This is a genomic window from Sorangium sp. So ce426 (genome assembly GCF_051475585.1).
Taxonomy (GTDB): domain Bacteria; phylum Myxococcota_A; class Polyangia; order Polyangiales; family Polyangiaceae; genus Sorangium; species Sorangium cellulosum_B.
This window is the reverse complement of the sequence record NZ_CP150341.1, coordinates 3,109,809-3,132,988: the sequence shown is the minus strand read 5'-3', so window position 1 is coordinate 3,132,988 and position 23,180 is coordinate 3,109,809. Positions and strand designations below refer to the sequence as shown.

The window sequence follows — 23,180 nt, the reverse complement described above, 5'->3', positions numbered from 1 at the left end:
ACTCCCCTACCCTGCCGGAAGGATGGAACCGCCAAGGCGCCAAGAGACGCCAAGATGTTTGTATTTCACCTGGCGTCCTTGGCGCGCCTGGCGGTTCAAACGACCCCGCCTCCGGCCAGCGCGGCTACGGCTTCGCCTTCTCGTCGAGGAAGCCGGTCACCCACGCGAACGGTGCGTTCCAGTTGATCGTGATCTCGTTCACGCTCCAGGCCTCGATGTTGTCAACGAAGCACCGCTGCGGGACGCACCCCTTGAGGCCGGCGCTCTGGGCGTGAGGATCCTGGAGCGAGGAGTTCGGGCCGCCGGAGACGGCGCCGGGCGGCGCCTTCGGGAACTTGCTGTTCGCCTGGTGCGACCAGAACCGGTGGTGCGGGTTCTCGAGCGGCTTGTCGCCGTAGCCGGTCACGTACGACTGCCCGAGCGGGTTGCGCCCGAGGAGGTAGTCCATGCCCAGCACCACGCCGTCGAGGTACTTCGGCTGCTTGGTGAAGTCGTGGGCGAGCGCCACCACGAGCATGTTGTTCAGCACGCCCGAGTTCGAGCCCCAGTCGTACTTGCCTTCACGCGTCCGGGCGATGAGCGTCCGGTACCCCTCCTTGTCGGCGATGGCGAGGTACTGGTCGGCCGCCTTCGCGATGCGGCCGCGGATCTCCTTCTGCCACGCCGCGTCCACGTGGCCGGGCACGATCGCCATCGACATCTGGCCGAGCGCGTCGGTGACCCGCCAGTTCATCGACGCCGCGCCCCCTTCGACCTCCGTCGGGAAACGCGCGTTGAGCGGCGAGGCCTGCAGGAACTTCTTGTACTCCGGCTTCCCCGTCGTGACGAAGAGCTCCGCCGCGGCCCAGTAGAACTCGTCCTTGGCGTCCGTGTCGTCGTAGGGCCCACCGCCCTTGTCGCCGCCGGGCGGCGCGTAGAGGGCCGGGTTCTGCTTCGCCGCCGCCCAGGCGCGCTCGGCGGCCTTCAGGCACTTGGCCGAGAACGCCGCGTCCACCGTCTTCCAGATGCGCGCGCACTGCGCCCCCGTGGCCGCGACGTTGAGCGTCGCCGCGGTGCTCGGCTTGTGGAGGAAGCGCGCCTGCTTGTCCTCGTGCGGCGCGAGGCCGAGGCCCGTCCACGACTCGTCGTGCATCTTGTGGTGGACCATGCCGGCGAGCGGCTTGCCTTCCGGCACCTGCATGCCCATCAGGAACTCGAGCTCCCAGCGCGCCTCGTCGAGGATGTCGGGCACGCCGTTCTTGCCCTCGGGGATGTTGAGCTTGCCGTCCGCGAAGTCGGCGCTCGAGGCGCCGATGTGCTTCGTGCGCTCGTACCAGTTGAGCAGCGTCCAGACCGAGATGCCGCCGTTGACGACGTACTTGCCGTGGTCGCCGGCGTCGTACCAGCCGCGGGACGCGTCGAGCGCATACTCGCAGCCGCTGTCCTTCAGGCAGGGCGTGCTCTTGTCGTGGAGGTGCCCCGCCGGGCGCGCCAGCTCGGGCTTGCCGGCGAACGGCATCTTGATCTCGATGCCGCTCCGGTTGTGGTAGAAATACGCGAGCGCGTCGTACTTGAGCTTCTGGTAAAGGCCCGTTCCAATGTCGAACGGGAAGCTCTTCTCCTCGCCCACCTTGAGCACGTAGCCCTGGCCAGGCGCCTTGACGGCCGTGAAGTCGACGAGGTGGACGTGATCGCCGGAGGCGCCGTCCTTTCCGAAGACCTTGGTCTGGCCGTGGGCGACCGCCTTGCCGGAGGCGTCGAGCAGCTCCCACGCGACCGGCGCGGTCGCCGCGCTGTTCACGGTGGCGATCTTGATGGCGCCGGGCAGATACCCGACCTGGTTCACGGCGACCTTGGGCGCCGCCGCCTCGGTCACGGGCGCGGCGGCCTTGAACTGCGGGTCGTCCAGGCGGATGTCGTCGATGCAGACCTCGAACGGCTCCTTGGCCGACGCCATGCCGCCGCCGATGTGGAACGCGAGCTCGGCCGTGGCGTCATCGGCCTTCCCCATCGTGAACTTGCCGGAGAAGGTCTTGGGCTCGGTCCCGAGGATCACGGTGTCCGACCAGTACTCCTCGTAAGGCGGCCCCGACATGCCGACCTTCGGGCGCGCCTTCGTGGGCGAGGACGCCCAGGCCTTGTACTGAAGGGTGTAGCTGTGCCCCTTCTGGATCACCATCTCCCGGTGGCGGAACTGGGCGTCCCAGTTGTTCGACCCCTTGTTCGTCACCGTGACGCAATAGGCCCCCTTCTTCACCTCGGCGCTGCCCGCGCCAGGCGCGGTGAACGAGGTGGTCCAGGGCAGGCTCTTGTTGTCGTCGAAGTCGGACGCCTTGAGCAGGTTGGTCTGCGCGGGCCCTTCGCCCCCCGCGGCGCTCGCGTCAGCGCCCGGGCTCGCGCCGGCAGGAGGGGCGGCCCCCGCGCCGGGGCCCTGCGTTACCACGCATCCAGCGCTCAGGCCGAGCGCGAGCGCGAGCGCGGACACCCGCCCCGCTCGGGGGAGGATCGACTGCTTGAGAAAAAGGTCCTTCATAAGTCCTCGGTTCACGGCTGGGAGCAATCGGCGCATAGAAGGCGGCGATTCCGTCCGTCTTGTCAAGCGCAATCCTTACGGATGCGCGGGTTCGAGGCGTCGCGGCGGCCGTCCCGTCGACCTTCGCCAGCAGCCAGCGACGCGCGACCCGCCGTCACCCGCCATCCCGCGCGGCCCTGCGGAGCGCGGCGATCCCGCGTGATCTGCGGCGCGCGGAAGGCCCAGCAAGTTCGCGCTGGTACCCGTGGCGAGGCCGCACTAACCTCCGCCGCACCTCGCGCCGTACCAGGATGGCGATCGAGCACCCCAGGAGACGACATGGCAAAGCACAGCTTCTCAGTCCCCTTCAACGGTCCCTCTCAAGACATCGTCGCGAAGGCCAAGGCGGCGATCGAGAAGGCCGGCGGCAAGTTCACGGGCAACGAGGGCAAGGGCGACTTCTCGGTGCCGACGCCGGCGGGGACCGTGAAGGGGACGTATGCCGTCTCGGCTCAGAGCTTCTCCGTGGACATCACGGACAAGCCCTTCATCGTGCCCGGCAGCACGATCGAGTCCCAGGTGCGCAAGTTCCTCGAGACGGCCTGAGCCCTCTCGGAGCGCACGCCGGCGAGCGCGCCCGCCCCGGAGCGGGCGCGCGGTGGCTCGCAGCAGGAGCGCGGTGACATCGAGTCGCGACGCTCTGGTGACGGTGACGCTCGACGCGGCCGTGGACCAGACGCTGCTGAGCCATCTCTCTGTGGCTCGCTCAATCCCTGTCTTTTTCGCGTCTTTGCGTTGAAATCGGCTCCGTGACCGCCGCGTTCAAGGCAACGGCGCCTCGCCCGTCACACGCCGTCGCCGGCGAGATGGACCTTGAGCACGCTCTCTTCCGCCGGCACGCCGAGCCGAAGGGGAAACCCGTAGTGCCCTGTCCCGCGGTGCACGTAGAGCCGATCCGGGCCGCGGGCCCACAGGCCATGATCGGGCATCTTCACGAAGAGCTGGAGGGCGGTCCAGGAGCCTCCGAGGCTGACCAGGCCGAGCTGCCCGCCGTGGGTGTGGCCCGAGAGCACGAGATCCCCCTCCCCCTCGCCGAGGTGGCGGAACGCGCCCGGATCGTGGAGCAGGACGAGCCGGAGCGCGCCCTTCCTGCGCGGGTGACGGGCGCAGACCGCCGCCATGCGCTCGGCGCGATCGCGGTAGTGGAAGTCCATCCCGAGGACCTGGACCGGCCCGGCGGCTGTCTCGACGAGCGCCGCGTCGTCCACGAGCAGGCGCGCCCCCGCGCGCTCCAGCGCGGTCGCGACGTGGCGGGGCGACTCGTGATCATGGTTGCCGTGGCACGCGAACACACGCCCCTCCAGGGCGCGGAGCGGGGACAGGGCCTCGGCGAGGTGATCCGCGGTGTCCTGCGACTCCATGGTCAGGTAATCGCCGGTGAGCACGACGAGATCGGGATCGCGCTCCACCGCGCGCTCGCAGATGCCGCGGAGCCGAGCGACCGACATGAACGGACCGAGGTGCGGATCGGTGATCTGGACGATGCGGAGGGGCCGGCGCGCGACGGGCGCCCCCTCGCGCGGGAGCGGGTGGCGGCGCAGCCCGTCGACGGGGGCGCGATCGACGACGAGCTCGATCTCCTCGCGGCGGGCGGTGAGCGACTGGAGGATACCGACGACGGCGAGCGCGAAGGGCACCCAGAGGCCGTACGGCGTGGCCCCGAGCGCGCTCGCGATGGCCCACGGGAACGACAGGAAGATCGCCGCCACGAAGTAGGACGCGGGGATGCTCACGAGCGCCCGGTAGGCGAGCGGCCGCATCCGGGGGCGCGAGAGCAGGAGGAAATGCAGGTACACCGCGCCCTGGAGATACGCGAATCCCGGCGCGAGCGGGCCGACGTGGCCGAAGAGCGCGCACGAGATCAAGGTGTGGATGCCGAGCAGCACGCCGACGAACCGCGCGTAGAGCCCGCCCCGGCGGCGCCTCGCCGCTGCCACGACGACGAGCCAGGCCAGGGCGGAGGCCGCCCAGAACAGGACGATGGGGGACACGAACTTCAATCGACGGCTCCAGGCGATCCAGGCGCACAGGACCACCGTGGTCTGCTCTGCCTGGACGGACGCGGAGTGTCCCGCGTCCAGCGCGTCCGCGCCAGGCGCCACCGGAGGCCGACCGCCTGGCGTGTGACGCGCGTGCGCCCGCGCCGCCCGGCGGCGTTGCGACACAGGCGCCTCGCTGGTAGGGAGGCGCGATGCTCCTCTTCGTGAGCCACGCGCTGCGCGCGCTGGATCCCGGCGATCTGGGCGGCGATCCCGACAGGGCCACACGAGGATCGGCACGTTCGATGAGAGGCTGAGGCCTCTTCACGTCCATGGCGCCTTCCGGTGCTCCGGGAGGGCATCGCCACGAGGGTCGCCCCGATGATCCCCTACACCAGGCGCGCTTGGCTGCCGATGCTGGTCTCGCCGCGGGGCTCCCTGTCGCCGGGCGTGATGCGTCGCGTGCTGGCCTTCGGGGTCATCGCCGCCGCGCTCTGGCTCGCGCACAGGCACATCCCCCGCGTGTCGCTCTCGATCGGCGTTCACGAGGTCGCCGGCGCGGTGATCGCGCTCATCCTCGCGTTCCGCACGAACACGGCCTATAACCGCTTCTGGGAGGGTCGCACCCTCTGGGGCTCGATCGTGAACGCGAGCCGCAACATCACGCGCATCGTGAACGCGCACGCCGCGGTGGACCCGGGCGCGGCGCGCGAGGTCGCCGTCTGGGTGGTGGTGTTCGTCCACGCCGCGCGGCGCTCGCTGCGCGGGCAGGCCGAGCGCCCGGAGATCGACCGGCTGCTCCCGGCGGAGCAGGTCGAGGCCCTCTCGGCGCACCCGCACCCGCCGCTCCGCGCGGCGCAGCAGGTCTCCGAGCGCCTCGCGGCCTTCGTCCGGGCCGGGAGCCTCGAGCGCAACATGGCTGTGTGCGCCGAGGAGCAGCTGAGCGTCCTGGTCAACTGCCTCGGGGGCTGCGAGCGCATCCTCAAGACCCCCACGCCGCTCGGCTACATCCTGCTGCTCCAGCGGGGCGTGGCGCTCTACCTGGCCACGCTGCCCCTCGCCCTCGTCGAGGCGCTCGGGGTGCTGACGCCCGTCGTGACGATGCTGGTGGCGTATCCCGTCCTGATGATCGAGGCGCTCGGCGGGGAGCTCGACGACCCGTTCGGCCACGAGCCGAACGACCTGCCCCTCACGCGCATCTGCGACACCATCGAGCGCGACCTCCTGGGGTCGTCGCCGCTCAACCTGGTGATGGCGTCGAAGGCCGAGAGCTACCAGGACTGAGCGCGGCGCGGCGGTGGCGGCGCCTTTCTCGCCTCTTCCCGAGGAGGGCGGTGGAAGGCGCTCTGCACCTCGGCCGCCGGGGCGCCGCCGCGCGCTCCTGGCAATCGGCTGGACACTATCGTAGATCTGCGGCGCTCGCGGGCGCGGCCCCGCGTCGCCGAGGCCTGGACGCACCCATGACCGATCGCTACGCCATCATCGGCAATCCCATCTCCCAGACCAAGTCGCCGGCGCTGCAGACCGCCTTTGCCGAGCAGTGCGGGCAGGACATGGTGTACGGCGCGATCCTCGGCGAGCTGGATGGCTTCGCCGCCGCCGTGCGCGAGTTCCAGGAGAGCGGCGGCAAGGGCATGAACATCACCATGCCCTTCAAGCTCGAGGCCTTCGCGCTGGCCGACGAGCTGACGCCGCGCGGCCGCGCCGCCGGAGCGATCAACATGTTCACCTTGCGCGCCGACGGCACCGTCCTCGGCGACAACACCGACGGCTTCGGCATCGTGCGCGACATCACCCATAACCTCGGCCGCCGCCTCGAGGGCGCGCGCGTGCTGCTCCTCGGCGCGGGCGGCGCGGTGCGCGGCGCCCTGTTGCCGCTCTTCGACGAGCAGCCGGCCGAGATCTTCGTCGCCAACCGCACCGCCAGCAAGGCCGTGGAGCTCGCCGCCGAGTTCGGCCCGCGTGCCGGCGCCGTCCGGCTCGCCGGCGGCGGCTTCGCCGACATCGCCGGGCGCTTCGACGTCATCATCAACGGCTCCGCCTCCTCCATGACCAACGAGGTGCCGCCCCTGCCCGCCGGCGTGTGGAGCGAGGGCTCCCTGGCCTACGACATGGCCTACAAGAAGGAGCCGACCGCCTTCGTGCAGGCCGCGCGCGCGGCTGGGGTGGGTCAGACAGCCGACGGCCTCGGCATGGTGGTCGAGCAGGGCGCCGAGTGCTTCACCCTGTGGCGCGGCATGCGGCCCGACACAGCGCCCGTCATCGCTGCGCTGCGGCGAGCCTGAGCGGCGCGCCCGGCATGGATGAGCGATGAGCGATGAGCGAGCCCATCGAGCTCAAGCAAGGACGGCGATCTCCCGCAGTTGTGGCTTGACGTCTCCGAGGCATTGGGTTCTTTGTTCGCCGTGAACATGGGTGCGCCGCGATGACGGTGAAGGGCAATGGCTTCGAGGTCGTGTTCGGCCGTCCGGCGAAGGTCCTGGCAGAGGCGCCGGGGCGCGTGAACCTGATCGGCGAACACACCGATTACAGCGGCGGGTACGTGCTGCCGACGGCGATCCCGCAGAAGACGCGCGTCGAGCTCGCGCCCCGGGAAGACAGGCTCATCCAGGTCGCGACGACGAACGTGCACGGCGGCGCCCAGCTCTCGTTCCGCGCCGGCGAGGAGGCGCGACGCGGACTGTGGCTCGACTACATTCAGGGCATCACCGCGGTCCTCCGCGGCCGGGGCGCGTCGATCCCCGGCTTCGACGCGAGGATCGAGTCGACAGTACCGCTCGGAAGCGGCCTGTCGTCGAGCGCCTCGCTGCTCGTGGCGCTCGCCCGCGCCCTGCGGTCGATGCTCGGCCTGTCCATCGACGACGTGGAGATCGCCCGGATCGCGCACGCCGCGGAGCACGACTTCGTGGGCGCGCCGGTCGGGACGATGGATCAGATGGCCGCGAGCCTCGCCGACGAGAGCACGGCGCTCTTCATCGACACGAGGACGCTCGCGTTCGAGCGCATCCCGCTGCCCGCGGAGGCCGAGCTGCTCGTCGTCGACTCCGGGGTAACTCACCAGCACGCGAGCGGCGACTACAAGACGCGGCGCGCGGAGTGCGAGCGCGCGGCCGCGGCGCTCGGCGTCCCGGAGCTCCGGGACGTCGACGCGATCGTGGAGCCGCGCATCGCCTCGCTGCCGGCGCCGCTCGACCGGCGCGCGCGCCACGTCGTGACCGAGAACGCCCGGGTGCTCGCCGCCGTGGCCGCGCTCCGCGCCGGGGATCTGGGCCGCCTTGGCGAGCTCTTCGACGCGTCTCACCGGTCGATGCGCGACGATTTCGAGGTGTCCGTGCCGGCGGTCGACGAGCTGGTGGAGAGCGCGCGGGCGCAGCCGGACGTCTTCGGCGCCCGGCTGACCGGCGGCGGCTTCGGCGGCGCGATCGTGGCCCTGGTGAAGCGCGGGCGCGCGGCGAGCGTTGGGCGGACCGTCGTGGAGGCCTACGCGCGCACGCCGGGCCGCCGGGCGAGGGTGCTTGTAGGCGGGCCCGTCCCCTAGCAGCGAAGCTCGGTGTCGGCGCGAGGCTCGTCCACCACGGGGAGGGGCCTCCGCGGGGAGGCAGGGCCCATCAACCGGGGTACCAGGTGACGCGCGGGTCATCGGGCGCGCGCACGTAGTCGAAGGCGGCGTCCGTGAGCCGCGCCAGGTCGTACTGCGGCCGCCAGCCGAGCAGGAACTTCGCCTTCGAGTTGTCCAGCCAAGTCGAATGGAAGGGCGTCTTCACCCTCACGCTCGGCAGGCCCCGCGTCGCCTCCAGGTAACGCGCCAGCTCCCCGTAGTCCACCGGCTCGTCCATGCAGATGTTGAAGGTCTGCTGGCGCGCCTTTTCATGATTGATGGCCTTGACGATCGCGGTGACCAGATCCTCCACATGCACGAAGTTACGCTTCACCGGCTCGCCGCGTCGGTCGAGCATCACCGGCACGGCGCCCGAGCGGACGTACCCCTCTGCCGCCTCGGTACCGACCAGATCGCGCCACCTCGGCCCTCCGAAGACGTCGTCCCCGAAGGATAGCTGCGCCTTGAAGTCGTCTTTCTCCATGATCCACGGCGCGCGCAGGCAGCATCCGTTGAGCTCATACTGAATATAGTACTGCTCGAGCATGACCTCCTCGAGCACCTTGGACAGCGCGTAACAGCCCGGGTAGGCGCTGTGCCGCTGCGCCTCGGTGACGGGGACGGGGTGCGGATAGAAGAAGTGGCCCATCCCGGCGTCGCCACCGACCAGGATGAATTGCTCGAACGCAGGGCTGACGCGGCAGGCCTCCAGCAGCCAGAACATGCCTTTGACGGCCACGTCCATGATGCTCTCGGGGGTCTCCTTGCTGGTCGCCAGGTGCAGCACGTGGCTCACCCCCTCGGTCGCCTCGTTGACGACGGCCCTGTCCTCGATGGCCCCACGCAGCACCTCCACGCGCGCCGACCGCTCCAGCATGCGGTTATGGCACAGCGCACGGACCTTCCACCCCTCGAACGCGGGGTTCGACAGGAACCTGCGGATGAACGCCTGGCCGACCTTGCCCGCCGCCCCGGTGACCAGAATTCGCTTGGCCTCGATCATTCTATCGCTCCTCACTCTCAAGCATCATCGATGACGACCGTACTCCTCCCCCCTGGCTGCGGGGGCCGAGCGGATCAGGACCTGCTGCATGACGATGAAGACGAGCAGCAGCAGCCCGATGCTGATGTGACGCCAGGGCGACGGCAGCCGTCCATCCAGGTTGATCTCCGCCCGCTCCATGCCCGAGATCATCACGCCCATCGCGGTGCCGGCGACGACCGAGCGAACGGAGTTGGTGCAAAATTCAATCAGACGGCGAATGCCTCGGTACGCGTGGCGAGCCGAGCAAGGCGCAACGACAAGGATGCGTCGGCGCCAATGTGAACGATCACATGGGCACCGTCAATTCCAATCGACCGGCCCGTAAGGTTCCCGAGCCCGAGGGAGCTCGAGGCTGGCGGGGCTCCTCCGGAGCGCCGCGGCGAGGGGGGCGGGCGCTCTCTCCGGCGTCCACCGCGAACGGGAGCCGTCCGAGATCCTCCGCACCGGCGGTGATCCCCAGGACGGCGCGCGCCAGCTCGCGTCAGGCGGCGAGGTGCTCGTGTTTTGATCGAACCGCCGCTCGCCGCCCCCGCGGGGAAAGCCCATGGCGGGCGGCGAGCAGCGCGCCGTCGCGCTGCTCGCCGCGCGCTCACTCCGCGCAGCGTGTCACGTCGCTCGTGTCGGCCTGGAAGCAGGTGACTTCCTCGCCGCCCCCTTCTTCACCGCAGTCCCGATAGTAGTCCGCCACATAGCCGTAGCGGTCGTCGAATCGAACGCTGTCGAGCTCGCAGTCATCGCTCTCGCGCGCGGCTCGGTCGAACAGGGCCTCTACCGGATCCGCTTGCTCGGGCGCCTCAGCGAACGTCCAGTCGCCGCTCGACCCGTCAACCCCGCGCTGAGCGGTGGCGACGACGGTATCGCCGGAGACCGCGGCGAGCGTACAGCCGCCGTCAAAGCCGGTGCCGCAGATCGAGATGACATACTCCTCCGGCCGGTCGGAACGCCACTTCTCGCGGTTTGCGTCGAAATCCGAACCGCTGCAGCCAGAGAGCAACCAACACCCCACCGCCATCAAACCCCATGTTTTCATGCCGGAGGAGCTCAGCAACTCACATGCCAACGCGAGAAGCGAGCGGGGTTGGCCGACGAGGAGGGCGCGACGCATGACGCTCCGATCATGCCCGCTGACCACGGCGCTGGGCCTGCCGTCCCGGAGGTCGGGTGTCCTTCCCCATCAAGCGATGATCGGGTCGACGGCCCATGGCCGTTCCTCTCACGCCTGCAGCACGCGCAGCGACCCCCGCACCACCCCGTAGCTCCCCTCGGCCCGCAGCCCGCGCGCGACCTCGGCCGGCGCCACCTCCCCTGCGAGCAGCCGCCGGTACGCCTCGACCACCCGCCGCGCCCCCTCGGCGTCCTCCCGCACCAGCTCGATCCGGAACCGCCGCACGCCGCAGCTCGCGAGCCTCGGCACGAGGTGCGCCGCGCTCTGGGGCGCCGCGTGGAACACCGTGTTGCGACACCCCACGTCCGCCTCGAGCGGGTGATCCATGCCCGCCCGGTCCCGCAGCGACAGCGCGTGCTGCTCGCACGGGCGGCCGCAGGTGAGGTGATCCTTGCCCTCGGACAGCGTCGCCGCGATCACGCAGTGCTCCATGTGGAAGAGCGGCATCGGGTGGTGCACCACCACCTCGGCGAACGGCCCGAACGGCGAGTCCAGCAGCGACTCGAGCTGGGCGGCGTCGAGATCGAACGACGGCGTGAACGCGGCGAGCCCCCGCGAGAGCACCTCGCGCGCGGCCAGCTTGTTCGTGACGTTCAGTGAGAAATCGCCGATCCGGGGCACGCCCGGCGTGGCGTCGAGCAGCGCGCCGAGGCTGCGGACCAGGATCGCCGCCGGCCCGAGCGAGAGCAGGTAGCGGTCGATCTTCTCCTCGCCCGGCTTGCGGATCCGCGGCGGCGCCACCCCGACGGAGGCTCCGGCCGCCATCAGCTCGCGCGCCGCAGCGCCGAGGCCGACCATCTCGAGGAAATCGAGGTAGACGCCGCTCGCTCCGGCGTCGAGCGCCGCCCGCGCCTGCGCCACGTTGCGGCACAGCACGAAGAGGCCCGGCGCCGGCGGCGGCGCGTCCGGCGGAGCGACCCCGGCGACGAGGGCCTCGGCCGAAAGCGGCGCCGACGGATGGGGGCTGTGCGACGCCTCGATCAGCGCCGCGACGAGCGCCCGGCGGGCGCGGTTGAGCGCCGACGGCGGCACGAGCGCGGGCCCGTCGAGCGACAGCCCGACGCTGCGCAGGGCGAACGGCGTGTCGCCCAGCCGATCCAGCTGCTTCCGCAGCGTGGCCTCGTCGAGCGGCGTTCGATCGGCGCGGCCGAGCGGGGTGTCGACCTCGACCGAGGCCGACGCCCCGCCCTCCGTCGCCGCCGAGAGCCGCGGGCGCTCGCCGAGGCGGCCCTCGAGGCGGACGTCGATCGCCACCCGGCGCGGGGCGCGGTCGAGCGCCTCGCGGACCGCGCGCGTGGCGACGGGGTCGCTCGTGCGAAAGACCCGGCGCCCGCGCAGCCCCCGCGCGCCGCTCAGCACGTCCTCGGGCAGCCGCCGGTCCGGGCCGAGCCAGACCTCGACGTCGCCCCCCGCCGGCGCGCGCTCGACCTCGCGGCCAGCGGCCCACAGGCCCCAGATGCGGCCGCCGATCTCGCCCTCGCCGGCGAACCCGCCCTCCACGAGGATCCCCTCGCCGCGCGCGAGCGGCCGGGCGGCGCGGACGACCACGACCTCGTGGCCGCGCCGGCGCGCGGCGCCGCGCGCCTCGCCGACCTCGATGCCGCGGTGATCGCAGGTGCGGCCGTCGACGAGGCGCTGGTGGTCGACACCGCGCAGGAAGCCGGGGCCCGAGCCCCGCGAGAACGCCTGGAGCGCCGCCTCCCGGTCCGTGGCCCCGGGGCCCGCCCCCTCGCCGAGCGCCGCGTCGATCGCGGCGCGGTAGAGCCGCGCGGTCGCGCCTACGTACTCCGGGCCCTTGAGGCGCCCCTCGATCTTCACCGAGGCGACGCCCAGCGCGACGAGGTCGGGGATGACGTCGGTGGCGTCGAGATCCTCCGGCGACAGGAGGTAGGCCGCGTCGCCGAGGTCGCGCAGCGCGCCGTCGACGACGAGGCGGTACGGCAGGCGGCAGGCCTGGGCGCAGGCGCCGCGGTTGGCGCTGCGGCCGCCGATGGCCTCGCTCGTCAGGCACTGCCCCGAGTAGGCGATGCAGAGCGCGCCGTGGACGAAGACCTCGAGCTCGACGTCGGTCGCCCGGCGGATGGCGGCGATGTCGTCGAGCGAGAGCTCCCGGGCGAGGATGACGCGCGCGGCGCCGAGCGATCGCGCGAGCTCGACGCCGGCCGCGTCGGTGCAGGTCATCTGCGTGGAGGCGTGGATCGGGAGCCCGGGCGCGAGCGCCCGCGCGAGGCGCATCACCCCGAGGTCCTGGACGATGACCGCGTCGACGCCGGCCGCGGCGCACGCCTCGATCGCGCCGCGGACCGCCGGGAGCTCGTCGTCGAACACCAGCGTGTTCAGGGTGACGTAGCCCTTCACGCCGTGGGCGTGGAGGAAGCGCACCGCCTCCTCGAGCTCCGCCGCGTCGAAGTTCGCGGCCCGCGCGCGGGCGTTGAAGGGCGACGCCGCGCCGCCGCCCGCGGCGCCCCCGCGGAGGCCGAAGTAGACGGCATCGGCCCCGCCGCGCACGGCGGCTTCCATGGCGGCGCGATCACCGGCGGGAGCGAGGACTTCAGGGCGCGCGGGCCGCGACATGCGGGCGGTTCTAGCAAGGGGTGGCGCGGTTGTCGCTCTTGTCGCTCCTTGGCGCGGGCCAGCCCTGCCGAAGAGCCTGCCGGACGGCGCGCCTTGACCTCGCTTCGCGACGTGAGGCACGATCGTTCAGCGGCCCACCCGGCCGAGGTGCCGTCGGGTCGCCGGCCGGCGCAGCGAGGCCTCGACGACAGGGGCGGATGAGCGGAGCGGCCACGTCAGCCATCAACCACCAGCGCGGAGCCCGGGAGCCGAACGTCGGAGAGGCGCTCGCGTGCTCCGCCGGCTCGCGCGCGTCGGCGGCGCGTGCCGCAGGGGGATGTCGATGAACAGACACGGATTTCGCTTCGGGCGCGCGCTCTCGAGGGCCGCGCTCTGGCTGCCTGCCGCGCTCCTCTCGGCGGCGTCCGCGTGCGGCGGCGACGACGCCCCGGCGCCGCGCTGCGAGGCTCCCTACTCGGTCTGCGGCGGGGCCTGCGTGGCGCTGCACGCCGATCCGGAGCACTGCGGCGCGTGCGGCCAGGAATGTCCGGCCGGGGAGGCGTGCGTGATGGGCGCCTGCGCGCCGCTCGGGACCGGCGGCGGCGGAAACGGCAGCGGGGGTGACGGCGGCGGCGGTGGTGGCGGCGGTGAGCCAGCCGAGTGCCGCGAGGGCCGCTACGTGATGCGCTGCGGCGACGAGTGCGTCGACACGCGCACCGACCCGGACCATTGCGGCAAGTGCGGCGCGCCGTGCCCGCCGGGCCGCGCGTGCTCCGGATCCATCTGCCGGCAGACCTGCCTCCCGGGCCTCACCGACTGCGCCGGCAGCTGCGTGGACCTCGCCGCAGATCCGCAGCACTGCGGCCGGTGCGATCGCGCCTGCGACCCCGGGCGCCCCTGCGAGGGCGGCACCTGCGCGTGCAGCGCGGAGCCCTCCCAGGACATCGGCTCCGCCGTCCCGCAGCGGGTGAGCGGCACGACGACCGGCGCCGACGACGGCCGCTGGCTGACCTGCGCGGAGCCTGGCGCGGCCGATCAGGCGTTCCTGTTCACGGCGCCTCACGCGGGGACGTACCTCTTCGACACCTTCGAGGCCTCGTACGACACGGCGCTCGGCGCGCTGCGGGCGGACACGTGCGAGGAGCTGGCCTGCAACGACAACGCGGGGAGCGTCCAGTCGCAGATCTCCGTCGATCTCGCCGAGGGCGAGCGCATCCTCGTGGTGGTGAGCGGCGCGCGCGGCGCGCAGGGCGATTTCACGCTCCGCGTGGCCGAGCCCGGGCCGGTCCAGTGCGCGCCGACCGCCCTCGATCCCGTCGTCCCGCAGACGGTGACGGGCACGACCGTCTTGCGCGAGGACACGGTGTTCGCCGACTGCGACATCCGCGCGACCCCGGACGCCACGTACACGTTCACGGCCCCGTCGGACGGCACGTACGTGTTCAGCGGGCACGCCCCGTCGGACCTGATCGTCGAGGTCCGCGAGGACGGCACGTGCACGGGCCGCTCGCTCTACTGCGGCTACGGCAGCGGCGAGTCGAACGCGTTCGCGACGCTCGAGGCCGGTCAGACGGTGCTCGTCGCGGTCGCGGATCCGGCCGGCCCGCTGGCGAGCTTCACGCTGGAGATCGTCGAGGCTCCTCCGTGCCCAGGCGCCCAGATCGGCGGGACCCTGCCGCAGACGGTGACCGGGAACAACGAGCACCTCCGCAACGTGATCTCGGCCTGCGCGACCTTCTCGACCGGGGGCGAGGCGACCTACGGCTTCACCGCGCCGCGCGAGGGCATCTACACGTTCGACGCGAGCGGCTCGAGCTTCCCCGTCCTCATGGAGGCGCGCCGCGCCTCGTGCGCCGGCGATCTCGTCGCGTGCGTCGACGGCCTGTTCGAGCCGGCGCTCATCACGCTCTCGCTCGCGGCCGGCGAGACGGTCATCCTCGTCGTGGACACCGCGGGCCCGACGGGCGACTACCGGCTCGAGGTCGACGAGGTGCTGTGCCCGCTCATCGATCTCGGCTCGACGGTGCCGCAGACGGTCACGGGCACGACGGCGGATCTCTCCGATCACCTCGCGCCGGACTGCGCCTCTCGCGGGGCCCCCGAGGCGACGTATCGCTTCACCGCGCCGGCCGACGCGCTCTACACCTTCGACACGGAGGGCTCGGCGCTCGATACGGTCCTGGACGTGCTGAAGGGCTCGTGCTCTGGCCCCTCGCTCAGGTGCAATGACAACGTGGACCCCGCGGGGGTCATCACCCACTCGCGGGCGAGCCTGTTCCTGTCCGCCGGCCAGACGGTGATCGTCTCCGTGGACAGCGCGTCGGCGAGCGGCGAATACACGCTCAACATCACCCAGCGGGAGGCGCCGCCGTGCCCGCTCTTCGCGCTCGACGGCGTGGTCCCGCAGTCGGTCACGGGCAGCACCGAGGGCTATCCCGATCTCCTGGCGCCCTCCTGCGCCTCGGTGCCCGGCGGCGAGGCGACGTACAGCTTCACCGCGCCTACAGATGGCTTCTACCGCATGAACACCGTGGGTTCCACGGTCGATACGGTCCTGTCCGTGCGCGACGGCGGGTGCGAAGGCGACGAGATGGCCTGCGTCAACGATAGCAGGGACTCGAGCAAGCTCGTGTGGCTCGACGCCGGCCAGACCGCCCTGATCAGCGTCGACAGCCACGGCGCGGAGGGCGACTACATGCTCAACGTGGACCTGTTCGACGGCACCGGCACGTGCGATAAGCCCATCGAGCTCGCGCCCCTCGCCTCCCAGACCGCGACGGGGACGACCAAGGGGAGCCTCGCCAGGGTGGACGCGAGCTGCGGCGGCTTCGACGCGCCTGAGGTGGTCTATCTGTTCACCGCGCCGGAGGCGAGGACGTACACGATCGATACGGTCGGCTCCGACTACGACACCGTGCTCGCCGTCTTCGACGGGGACTGTTATGGCGAGGAGATCGCGTGCAGCGACGACGTGCTCGGGGAGGACCTGCACCAGTTCACGTCGGAGGTCACGGTGTCGCTCGACGCAGGGCAGACCATCGTCATCGTGGTCGACGGCGTGTTCGAGGAATCCGGCGTTTACAAGCTCAACATCCATCCTTAACCGCGCACCGCGCACCGCGCACCGCCCCCGTCGAGCAGCGTCGCGGGTCTATACGAGAGAGGGCGGCTCCGCCGGACGAGCTGCTGTTCAGGAGCGACGTCCCGCAGGAGCGCTACGGGTTACGGCTCCCCTTGAGCCTCGTCGGGGGCTGGAGCCGATAGACGGACGGCGCGACGCATCGCACGCGGGGGTCCGTCCCGTGGAGGCCCTCGGCGTGCCCGAGGAACAGGTACCCTCCGGGTGCGAGGCTGGCGATGAGCTTCGCCACGATCTCGGCCTTCGTCGCGGCGTCGAAGTAGATGAAGACGTTCCGGCAGAAGATCAGATCGAACAGGCCGAACCGCTCGGGCGCCGCGTCGAGCAGGTTGAAGCGCCGGAAGGTGACGATCTGGCGCAGCTCCGGCCCGGCCTTCATCAGGCCCGCGCTTGCGCCCGTCCCGCGGAGCATGTAGGCGCGCAGGCGCTCGTCCGGGATCTCCGAGGCCCGATCGATCGGCCACACAGCGCATCGCGCCCGCTCGAGCGCACGGACGGACAGGTCCGTCGCCAGGACGCCGATCTCCGGAACGCCCGCCGGCGCGCCGCCTGCCCAGCGCGGCGCGCGATCAGCCCTCGCGCCGCTGTGATCGGGGGAGGACAGGCAGTCGAGCAGCGTCATCGCTATCGAGTAGGGCTCTTCCCCGGTCGAGCAGGCCGCGCTCCACGCGCGCAGCGGGCGGCGGACGCGCGCGCGGGGCGCTCCGCGATCCGGCGAGCCGTGGCCCGCGCTCTTCTCCCACGCCGGGAGGATCTCGCGCTCGAGGAGCTCGAACTGCTCGCGTTCCCGGAAGAAATGGGTCTCGTTGGTGCAGATGCAGTCGAGCATGTGCGCGAGCTCGCCCTCGCCGCCCGCCGCGGTCACCCGGCGGTAGTACTCGCCAAAGCTGCGGAGTCCGAGCGCGCGGAGCCGGGGCCCGAGTCGGCAGAGCAGGAGCGGCTTCTTCTGCGGGCCCAGGGAGATGCCCGAGAGGCGCTTGACGAGCCTCTGGAACAGGACGAACTCGTCGTCGCTGAGGGTGCGTGTGCCCGGCTCGGCGACCGCGATCATGGCCTGTCCCCTTCCCCGGCCGGCGCGCCCTCGAGCCGTTGATCCATGCGCACTTGCGTGAAGGCCGGCGCGGGCTCGATCACAAATTCACCACCATCCACCCCCTGACAACACCACCTTACCACGGGAGTCCGTGGCAGCTCCATGCGGAACCGGGCAGCACGAACACGTGCGCTCCCTGGTGCATCGTCCTGACCCCGGTCGGTCTCCGCGTCTTCCCGACACGCGCTGGGCGCCTGGCATCCTCGGTGCGGGTCAACTACCTTGGGGCCATGATCAGCGGCGTGGTGGAGCCGGTCCGGCTCGGGGAGACGGCGCTTCCAGACGGCCGGCGGCTGGGCTGGGCTGAGTGGGGACCGGAGGACGGCATCCCCGTGCTGCTCTGCCCCGGCGGCGCCACGAGCCGGTCGATGGGGTTCGGGGGCGACGTCGTCGATGGGCTCGGCGTGCGGCTGATCTCCGTGGATCGCCCGGGGCTCGGGGCGTCGGACGAGGCCCCGGGCCGCACGCTCGACGGCTGGGCGCAGGACATACGGCGCTTCCTCGAGGCGCGGCGGCTGTCCGGCGTGGCGGCCGTCGGGTTCTCGGCGGGCGCGCCGTTCGCCCTTGCCTGCGCGGCGGCCGGCGTCGTGGCTGGCGTGGCCGTGGTCGCGGGGACCGATGAGCTGGCGAACCCGGTGTTCGCCGATGCGCTGGCGCCGGACGTGCGGCGGCTCGTGGAGCTGGTGGCGACCGACGCTGGGCGCGCGGAGGCGTTCTTCAGCGGGTTCAGCGCCGAGGCGATGTGGGGCTTCGTCCTCTCGACGCTCGCGGACGTCGACCGCGCGGTGTACACCGCCCCGGTGTTCGAGCGCGCTTACCGGCGCGCGATGGATGAGGCGTTCTCGCAGGGCCCGGCCGGCTACGCGCGCGACACGGTGCTGACGATGAGCCCGTGGCCGTTCGATCCTGGGAGCATCCGCGCGCCGGTCGACCTGTGGTACGGCGCGCGGGACACGAGCACGGTGCACTCGCCGGACTTCGGAGCGTCGCTCGCCGGGCGGCTGCGCGCGCCAGAGCGGCGCGTGCTCCCGGAGGCGGGAGGATCGCTGCTGTGGACGCACGCGGAGGAGATCCTGCGCTCGCTGCTCCGGCGCACGCGCGGGCGGTGAGCCCCACGACGGGGAACAACCTGCGCGCGCCGCTGTCCCGCCGGTCCATGCCCCGCCCGGTGGCCCGGTTCTTCCTCCTCGCCTACGCCATCACATGGCTCTGCCAGCTGCCCCTGCTTCTCCAGCAGTGGGGCGCCGGCATCCCTCCCGGCGTCGCCATGGCGCCGCTCGTGCTCGGCGCCGTCGGCCCCTCGCTCGCGGCCGTTGTGTGCGCCTGGAAGGAGGGCGGCCGAGCGGGGCTCTCGGGGCTCCTGTCGCCCCACCCCGCCCCGGCGGGCTGGGGCTACGCGCCGCTCGCCCTGTGCATGCCTGCGGCGCTGCACCTCCTCGGCCTCGCGCTGCTGGCGCTCGCCGGCGGGAGCCTGCCGGCGACGCTGCTGTATACGCCCCTCACGCCGGAACACCGCGGCATCGCCGTCCTCGCCCCGCTGGGTGAGGAGCTCGGATGGCGCGGCTATGCCCTCCGGCGGCTCCTTCCGGCGCAGGGTCCCGTGCGCGCCAGCCTCGTCCTCGGCGTCGCGTGGACCTTCTGGCACCTGCCCGCGCTGTGCCTGCCGGGCGTCCCGTGGTGGTCGTGGGCGCTCAGTCTCGTGTTCATCACGTCGCTGAGCGTGCTGATGACGGCGCTGCACCTCCGATCCGGCGGCAGCGTGCTCGTCGCGTGGGCGGCGCACCTCGGCATCCACCTCGACAACGTCTCTCGCGCGCACATGTCCGGCGACGGCGCCGCGCCGCTCCTGGTCACCACGATCGTCGCGCTCGTGGCCGCGGTCATCACCGCTCGGTGGATGCAGATGCAGACACGAAGCGCCGCCACGGCGCAGCCCGCGCCCCGCCCGGGGTGATGCGGGGCGGCTGAGCCCGAATCACACGAACCTGCGCCCCTCTCCGCGTGCACCTCGGCTCAGGGACGATCGCGCTCCCCGAACAGCGCCATCATTCCAGCGTCGGAGCTTGCCAGTCCACCCAGTCCGCCATGCTGAGCGAGCCGCCCGAGCCCACGACGAATTGACCGGGCGCCTCGCCCTCGTGCTTCAGAAATCTGGCGATGTTCTTGACGAGGAGATCGGTGTACTCGTTCTTGTAAGAGCAATGCGCCATCTCGGCGACCTTCGAGTGGTAGCTGACATTCTTCTCCACGCCCAGCGCCTTGTAGACCTCCGCTCCGGCCGCTGTCGCCGTATGACCGGCGGGGGCGCCCATCTGAGCCTGGTGCGGGTTCTCGAGGACGAGCAGGCCGCGCGGCGCCATCATCGCGATCAGGGCGTGGGTGTCGATCGGGAGCTTGACGGCGTTCGAGGCATTGTTCTTGAAGACGAACGGCTCGAAATTGTTGCTGAGCCAGTTCAGCCCGAAGTAGTTGTGGTCCGTCCGCTCCTTGCCCAGCACGTCGGCGATCCGGTAGGCCGGGACACCGGCGGTGCTCGTCTCGTGGGGGATCGTCAAGGCGATCCGATCATCGAAGGCGCCGATGGCAAATGCTCCCTTGCCGTTGCGCGAGCACCCCGTGACGCCGATCCCGGTCGGATCGATGATGTCGCCCCCCGACGCCTGGAGGACGTCGAGGATCCGGCTGGCGCCCCAGGCCCATGCCATCAAGAGGCCCGCGGAGTGTTCGCCGCCGTAGATATCATAGAACTTTCCCGGGTTCGGCTTTCCTCTCGATTGCTCCGCGGTGCCCTCCCTGCCGATCTCGTTGTGGTTGTAGTAGATGACGGCGACGCCTTGATCCAGGATGCGGCTCTCACCCAGCGTGATGCCGCCGAACCCGCCTTTCCCGCCCACGTTGATGATGGCGGGGAAAGGCGCTTCCCCCTTGGAGGGCAGCACGATGTCGGCGCTGAAGTCGATCTTCTTGCCCTGGGCCTCCACATGCACAGAGACCTTGTTCTCGGTGACGGTACCGGTCACCACGTCCGGCATCGGCTTCTCGCCGTAGATGTACTTCTCGGCCTGCTTGCGTATTTCCTGCCTTCGGCAGTGCCATTCTTCTCTCGTGGAAACGCTGGTTCCGTCGAGCTTCGTGAACGGGTCGGGCAACTTGGAGATCTTGGGCAGAGCGCTTGCTTCCGGCAGGGCGGCGACTTCGCAATCGGCGCTCTCGTTCTCGACAGGCGTGTTGTCCGGACCCATGCCCGAGCTGGTGCTCGACGTCGCGCCGACGCCCGAGCTGGAGCTCGACGTCGCGCCGACGCCCGAGCTGGAGCTCGACGTCGCGCCGACGCCCGAGCTGGAGCTCGACGTCGTCTCGCCACTGCTGGTCGCGCCCTCGCCGCCAGAGCCGCCGGCACCTCCTTGCCCGGATAGGTTCGGCTCGGACTGCCCGCAGGCAGCGGCTGTGAGGCAAAGACCGAGGGCGACACGGGCGGTTCGCGTGGCAAGCGTTCGCATGGATGGACCTCCTGGAGCGAGCATCATCAACGTTCATCGGTTGGATTTGCACTCACCGGAACGACAGCTGATATCGGGGCGCAATAAGACGTCCAAACGCGCTTTCATGTCAAGGACAAGGTGGTGCAACTATTCAGCTCACCACGCAATGAACGGCGGACGATCCTGTCCAATGAGTCCCGGTCGAATGACGGCTCTGGGAGGTTCAGTGAGAATGGCCAACTTCAGCCCGGATGATGTGCCGCATTCACGCCACAGCCAGCGGGGCGGCCGCGCTACGTCGCGGCGGCGAGCGCGCGCGCCTGCGCGAACAGGTCGGGGTGCGCCCGGTCGTGGGACCAGCCCTCGGGGTACGAGGCCACCGCCGAGGGGCGACCGCGCACGCGGCGTTCGTAGGCGTCGAGCGCCGGATAGCCGGCGAGCGACAGCCCGCGCCGCTGCATGTAGGCGAGCACCGGGTAGAACGCGCAGTCCGCGAGCGTGAAGGCGTCCGACGCGATGAACCGTGTCTTCTGGGCCCGCGCGTCCCACAGCGCGAGCTCCCGCTCCACGCCCGAGAGCGCGCCCAGGATGGCGGCTCGCCGGTCCGGCGACACGGCCTCCGGGCCGGCCTCGAAGAGGCCCTCGAGCGGGTCGTAGACACACGCGGTGGCCTCGGACTCCTGCGCGAAGGCGAGCGCTCGGGCGAGCGCGCCGGGGTCGGCGAGCGGCGGGAGGAGCGGCGGGTCGGGATACCGCAGCTCGAGGTACGTCAGGATGGCCAGCGACTCGTTCATGGCGGTGCCGTCGGGCTCCACGAGCACCGGGGCCTGGCCGCGCGGGTTGAGGGCAAGGAACTCCGGGGTGCGCGTCTCGCGGGGCTCCCGCATCACGCGCAGGCGGCGCGGCTCGAAGGCGAGGCCCTTCTCGTGAGCCGCCATCAGGACGCGCCAGCTCGAGATCGAGCCGTTCACGAAATACACCGCGCGCCGCGCGCTCATCGGTCACCCCCGGGCTCGTGCGACGCGCGGAGCGTGCGAAAATTGAGCGCCTCGAAGCCGGGGCGGTACGCGGCGACATCGAAGGTGGGATCGATGTTCTCGGCGCGGAAGAGCTGCAACATCCGCTCTGCCTCGCCGCGCTCCGCCGCCTCGCGCTCCGGCTCGGGGACCGCGGCTCGGGCTCGGGCGCGCGCCTCGGCGTCGGCGCGCTCCGACGCGGGCGCGCCGACGCCCCAGACAGCGCCGGTCGCCGGATCGTGAAACGTGCCGATGTGCCGGAACGTGAGCGAGATGCGCGAAGGCGGCGTCGGGCCGCCGCCCTCACCCTCCGTGTCCCCCTCCTGGCGAATGGCGTGATAGAATCGGCGGTTCGTCTCCAGGTCCATGACGAGCAGCGAGCCGTGCGGCAGAGGGACCTTCTGGACAGCCTCCCCGTCCTCGGCGCGCTTCGGCCGGAGCACCATGGTGCGCTGTCGTCCGAGCGAGACATTGACGATGAACGACGGGCGCACGAGGTCGAGCGTCTTGTCGGAGTGCTCGCTGATCCAGTCGCGCCCCGTGCGGTAGAGCTGGAGCAGGCAATGGTTGAGCGGGTGTCCGACGCGGCGCTCGACCTCCCTGCGAATGCGGTCGACGGCGGGGGTGAAGGGGCAGAGATCGGGCTGCTCGTCGGCCGGGTGCCGATAGAGCGGCATCGCGCCGTCGGGCGAGCGCTCGCCCTGGATCGCGACGAGGCGCGGCACCTCCCCTCCGCGGTGGCGCATCGTCGTCCAGGCGACCTCGCGCTCGACGGCGGCGAAGGCGCCTGCGTCCCCGGCGAGGCGCTCGTCGAGGGCGCCGCACCACAGCGCCGTCTCGCCCGCGCCGATGCCGGCGATGTGCACGGGCCCCGGTCCCTCGGAGAGAAGGTCGGCCCAGCTGCGGCGCCTGCCGCCGAGGCCCTCGATCTCGCGCAGCGCCACGGCGTGTTTGCCCGCGGTCCCCGCCGCGGTCGCGTCCCCGAGGATGTCGACGTCGTAGCCGAGCCGGCGCGCGTCGCGGGCGGCGGCGAGGACACACACGTTGGTCGCGACGCCGCACAGGACCACGCCGATCACGCCCGCCTGCGCCAGCCGGGCGTGCAGATCGGTGTCGCGAAACGCCGAATACCAGCGCTTCTCGACGTGCCACTCCGCGGTCCCCGCGGGGCGCTCGGCGCGCACCGGGACGAGCGCCGGGAACAGCTCGGCGCCCCACGTGCCGCGGGCGCAGCACGCGCTGCCGGTGTGCGTCTGCCCGCGGAGCGCGTCCGGCGCCGCGTCGATCTCGCCGTAGACCGAGGTCACCCACACCACGACCCGCCCCTGCGCTCGCGCCGCGCGCGCGAGCCAGGCCACGGTCTGCGCGAGCTGGTGCGGATCGCAGTGGCGCCTCGAGAACGCGCCTCCCTCCGCGAGGAAGTCGTTCTGCATGTCGATGATCAGCAGCGCCGTGCGCGCAGGATCCCGGGAGGGCGCCCCAGCTCTCACGTCCATCGTGTCCTGGTACCACCGGCCGGTCGCTCGGCCAAGCTCCGGCGCCGCGACGCGGGGCACGCA

17 protein-coding genes are annotated in these 23,180 nt (G+C 71.6%); 7 read left to right on the top strand and 10 right to left on the bottom strand.

Translation table 11 applies throughout. The features are described 5' to 3' along the window. Window positions 1-124: 124 nt before the first annotated feature. A complete protein-coding gene (locus tag WMF44_RS12000; protein ID WP_437299267.1) occupies window positions 125-2,512 on the bottom strand; it encodes a glycoside hydrolase family 9 protein in 2,388 nt (795 codons plus the stop codon). Between the two features lie 318 nt (window positions 2,513-2,830). On the opposite strand from WMF44_RS12000, the gene WMF44_RS11995 reads away from it, so the two are divergent. Beyond that, window positions 2,831-3,097 (top strand): hypothetical protein, encoded by a 267-nt coding sequence (locus WMF44_RS11995; protein WP_437299266.1) that lies wholly within the window; start codon window positions 2,831-2,833, stop codon window positions 3,095-3,097. A 239-nt stretch (window positions 3,098-3,336) separates the two neighbouring features. Here WMF44_RS11995 and WMF44_RS11990 read toward each other — a convergent pair whose 3' ends face one another. Continuing rightward, the gene (locus tag WMF44_RS11990; protein WP_437299265.1) at window positions 3,337-4,653 is read right to left on the bottom strand and encodes a metallophosphoesterase; all 1,317 of its coding nucleotides are present in this window, start codon (window positions 4,651-4,653) and stop codon (window positions 3,337-3,339) included. Between the two features lie 258 nt (window positions 4,654-4,911). Here WMF44_RS11990 and WMF44_RS11985 point away from each other — a divergent pair, with 258 nt between their 5' ends. The 3 genes from WMF44_RS11985 (at window position 4,912) to galK (ending at window position 8,068) form a co-directional block, all read left to right on the top strand. Continuing rightward, a complete protein-coding gene (locus WMF44_RS11985; protein ID WP_437299264.1) occupies window positions 4,912-5,814 on the top strand; it encodes a bestrophin family protein in 903 nt (300 codons plus the stop codon). 176 nt (window positions 5,815-5,990) lie between these two features. Next, window positions 5,991-6,815, top strand: coding sequence for a shikimate dehydrogenase (gene aroE / locus WMF44_RS11980; protein ID WP_437301554.1), 825 nt, complete (start codon window positions 5,991-5,993; stop codon window positions 6,813-6,815). A gap of 140 nt (window positions 6,816-6,955) precedes the next feature. Next, window positions 6,956-8,068, top strand: a complete 1,113-nt coding sequence (gene galK, locus WMF44_RS11975; RefSeq protein WP_437299263.1) for a galactokinase — start codon at window positions 6,956-6,958, stop codon at window positions 8,066-8,068. Between the two features lie 70 nt (window positions 8,069-8,138). On the opposite strand, the gene WMF44_RS11970 is transcribed toward galK, so the two are convergent. The 4 genes from WMF44_RS11970 to WMF44_RS11955 form a co-directional block, all read right to left on the bottom strand. Further along, window positions 8,139-9,131 carry an NAD-dependent epimerase/dehydratase family protein gene (locus tag WMF44_RS11970; protein WP_437299262.1) on the bottom strand — a complete coding sequence of 331 codons (993 nt, stop codon included), beginning with the start codon at window positions 9,129-9,131 and terminating at the stop codon, window positions 8,139-8,141. Between the two features lie 24 nt (window positions 9,132-9,155). Beyond that, window positions 9,156-9,332, bottom strand: a complete 177-nt coding sequence (locus WMF44_RS11965; protein ID WP_437299261.1) for a hypothetical protein — start codon at window positions 9,330-9,332, stop codon at window positions 9,156-9,158. 430 nt (window positions 9,333-9,762) lie between these two features. Further along, on the bottom strand, window positions 9,763-10,278 hold the full coding sequence (locus tag WMF44_RS11960; RefSeq protein WP_437299260.1) for a hypothetical protein: 516 nt from the start codon (window positions 10,276-10,278) through the stop codon (window positions 9,763-9,765). 108 nt (window positions 10,279-10,386) lie between these two features. Continuing rightward, window positions 10,387-12,858 carry a DUF3656 domain-containing U32 family peptidase gene (locus WMF44_RS11955; protein ID WP_437299259.1) on the bottom strand — a complete coding sequence of 824 codons (2,472 nt, stop codon included), beginning with the start codon at window positions 12,856-12,858 and terminating at the stop codon, window positions 10,387-10,389. A gap of 376 nt (window positions 12,859-13,234) precedes the next feature. On the opposite strand from WMF44_RS11955, the gene WMF44_RS11950 reads away from it, so the two are divergent. Further along, entirely contained in the window at window positions 13,235-15,994 is a 2,760-nt protein-coding gene (locus WMF44_RS11950) for an MXAN_6577-like cysteine-rich protein (protein ID WP_437299258.1), read from the top strand. 112 nt (window positions 15,995-16,106) lie between these two features. Here the strand turns inward: WMF44_RS11950 and WMF44_RS11945 are convergent, their stop codons facing one another. Then, window positions 16,107-17,081 (bottom strand): CheR family methyltransferase, encoded by a 975-nt coding sequence (locus WMF44_RS11945; protein ID WP_437299257.1) that lies wholly within the window; start codon window positions 17,079-17,081, stop codon window positions 16,107-16,109. Between the two features lie 272 nt (window positions 17,082-17,353). On the opposite strand from WMF44_RS11945, the gene WMF44_RS11940 reads away from it, so the two are divergent. Both WMF44_RS11940 and WMF44_RS11935 read left to right on the top strand, forming a co-directional pair. Further along, window positions 17,354-18,232 (top strand): alpha/beta fold hydrolase, encoded by an 879-nt coding sequence (locus tag WMF44_RS11940; RefSeq protein WP_437299256.1) that lies wholly within the window; start codon window positions 17,354-17,356, stop codon window positions 18,230-18,232. Continuing rightward, window positions 18,229-19,077 (top strand): CPBP family intramembrane glutamic endopeptidase, encoded by an 849-nt coding sequence (locus tag WMF44_RS11935; protein WP_437299255.1) that lies wholly within the window; start codon window positions 18,229-18,231, stop codon window positions 19,075-19,077. Before WMF44_RS11940 ends, WMF44_RS11935 begins: the two co-directional genes overlap by 4 nt. A gap of 91 nt (window positions 19,078-19,168) precedes the next feature. Here WMF44_RS11935 and WMF44_RS11930 read toward each other — a convergent pair whose 3' ends face one another. The 3 genes from WMF44_RS11930 to WMF44_RS11920 form a co-directional block, all read right to left on the bottom strand. Continuing rightward, entirely contained in the window at window positions 19,169-20,623 is a 1,455-nt protein-coding gene (locus WMF44_RS11930) for a glucuronyl esterase domain-containing protein (protein ID WP_437299254.1), read from the bottom strand. 275 nt (window positions 20,624-20,898) lie between these two features. Next, entirely contained in the window at window positions 20,899-21,603 is a 705-nt protein-coding gene (locus tag WMF44_RS11925; RefSeq protein ID WP_437299253.1) for a glutathione S-transferase family protein, read from the bottom strand. Then, the gene (locus WMF44_RS11920) at window positions 21,600-23,117 is read right to left on the bottom strand and encodes an isochorismatase family protein (RefSeq protein ID WP_437299252.1); all 1,518 of its coding nucleotides are present in this window, start codon (window positions 23,115-23,117) and stop codon (window positions 21,600-21,602) included. The genes WMF44_RS11925 and WMF44_RS11920 overlap by 4 nt, the downstream gene beginning before the upstream one ends. Between the last annotated feature and the right edge of the window lie 63 nt (window positions 23,118-23,180).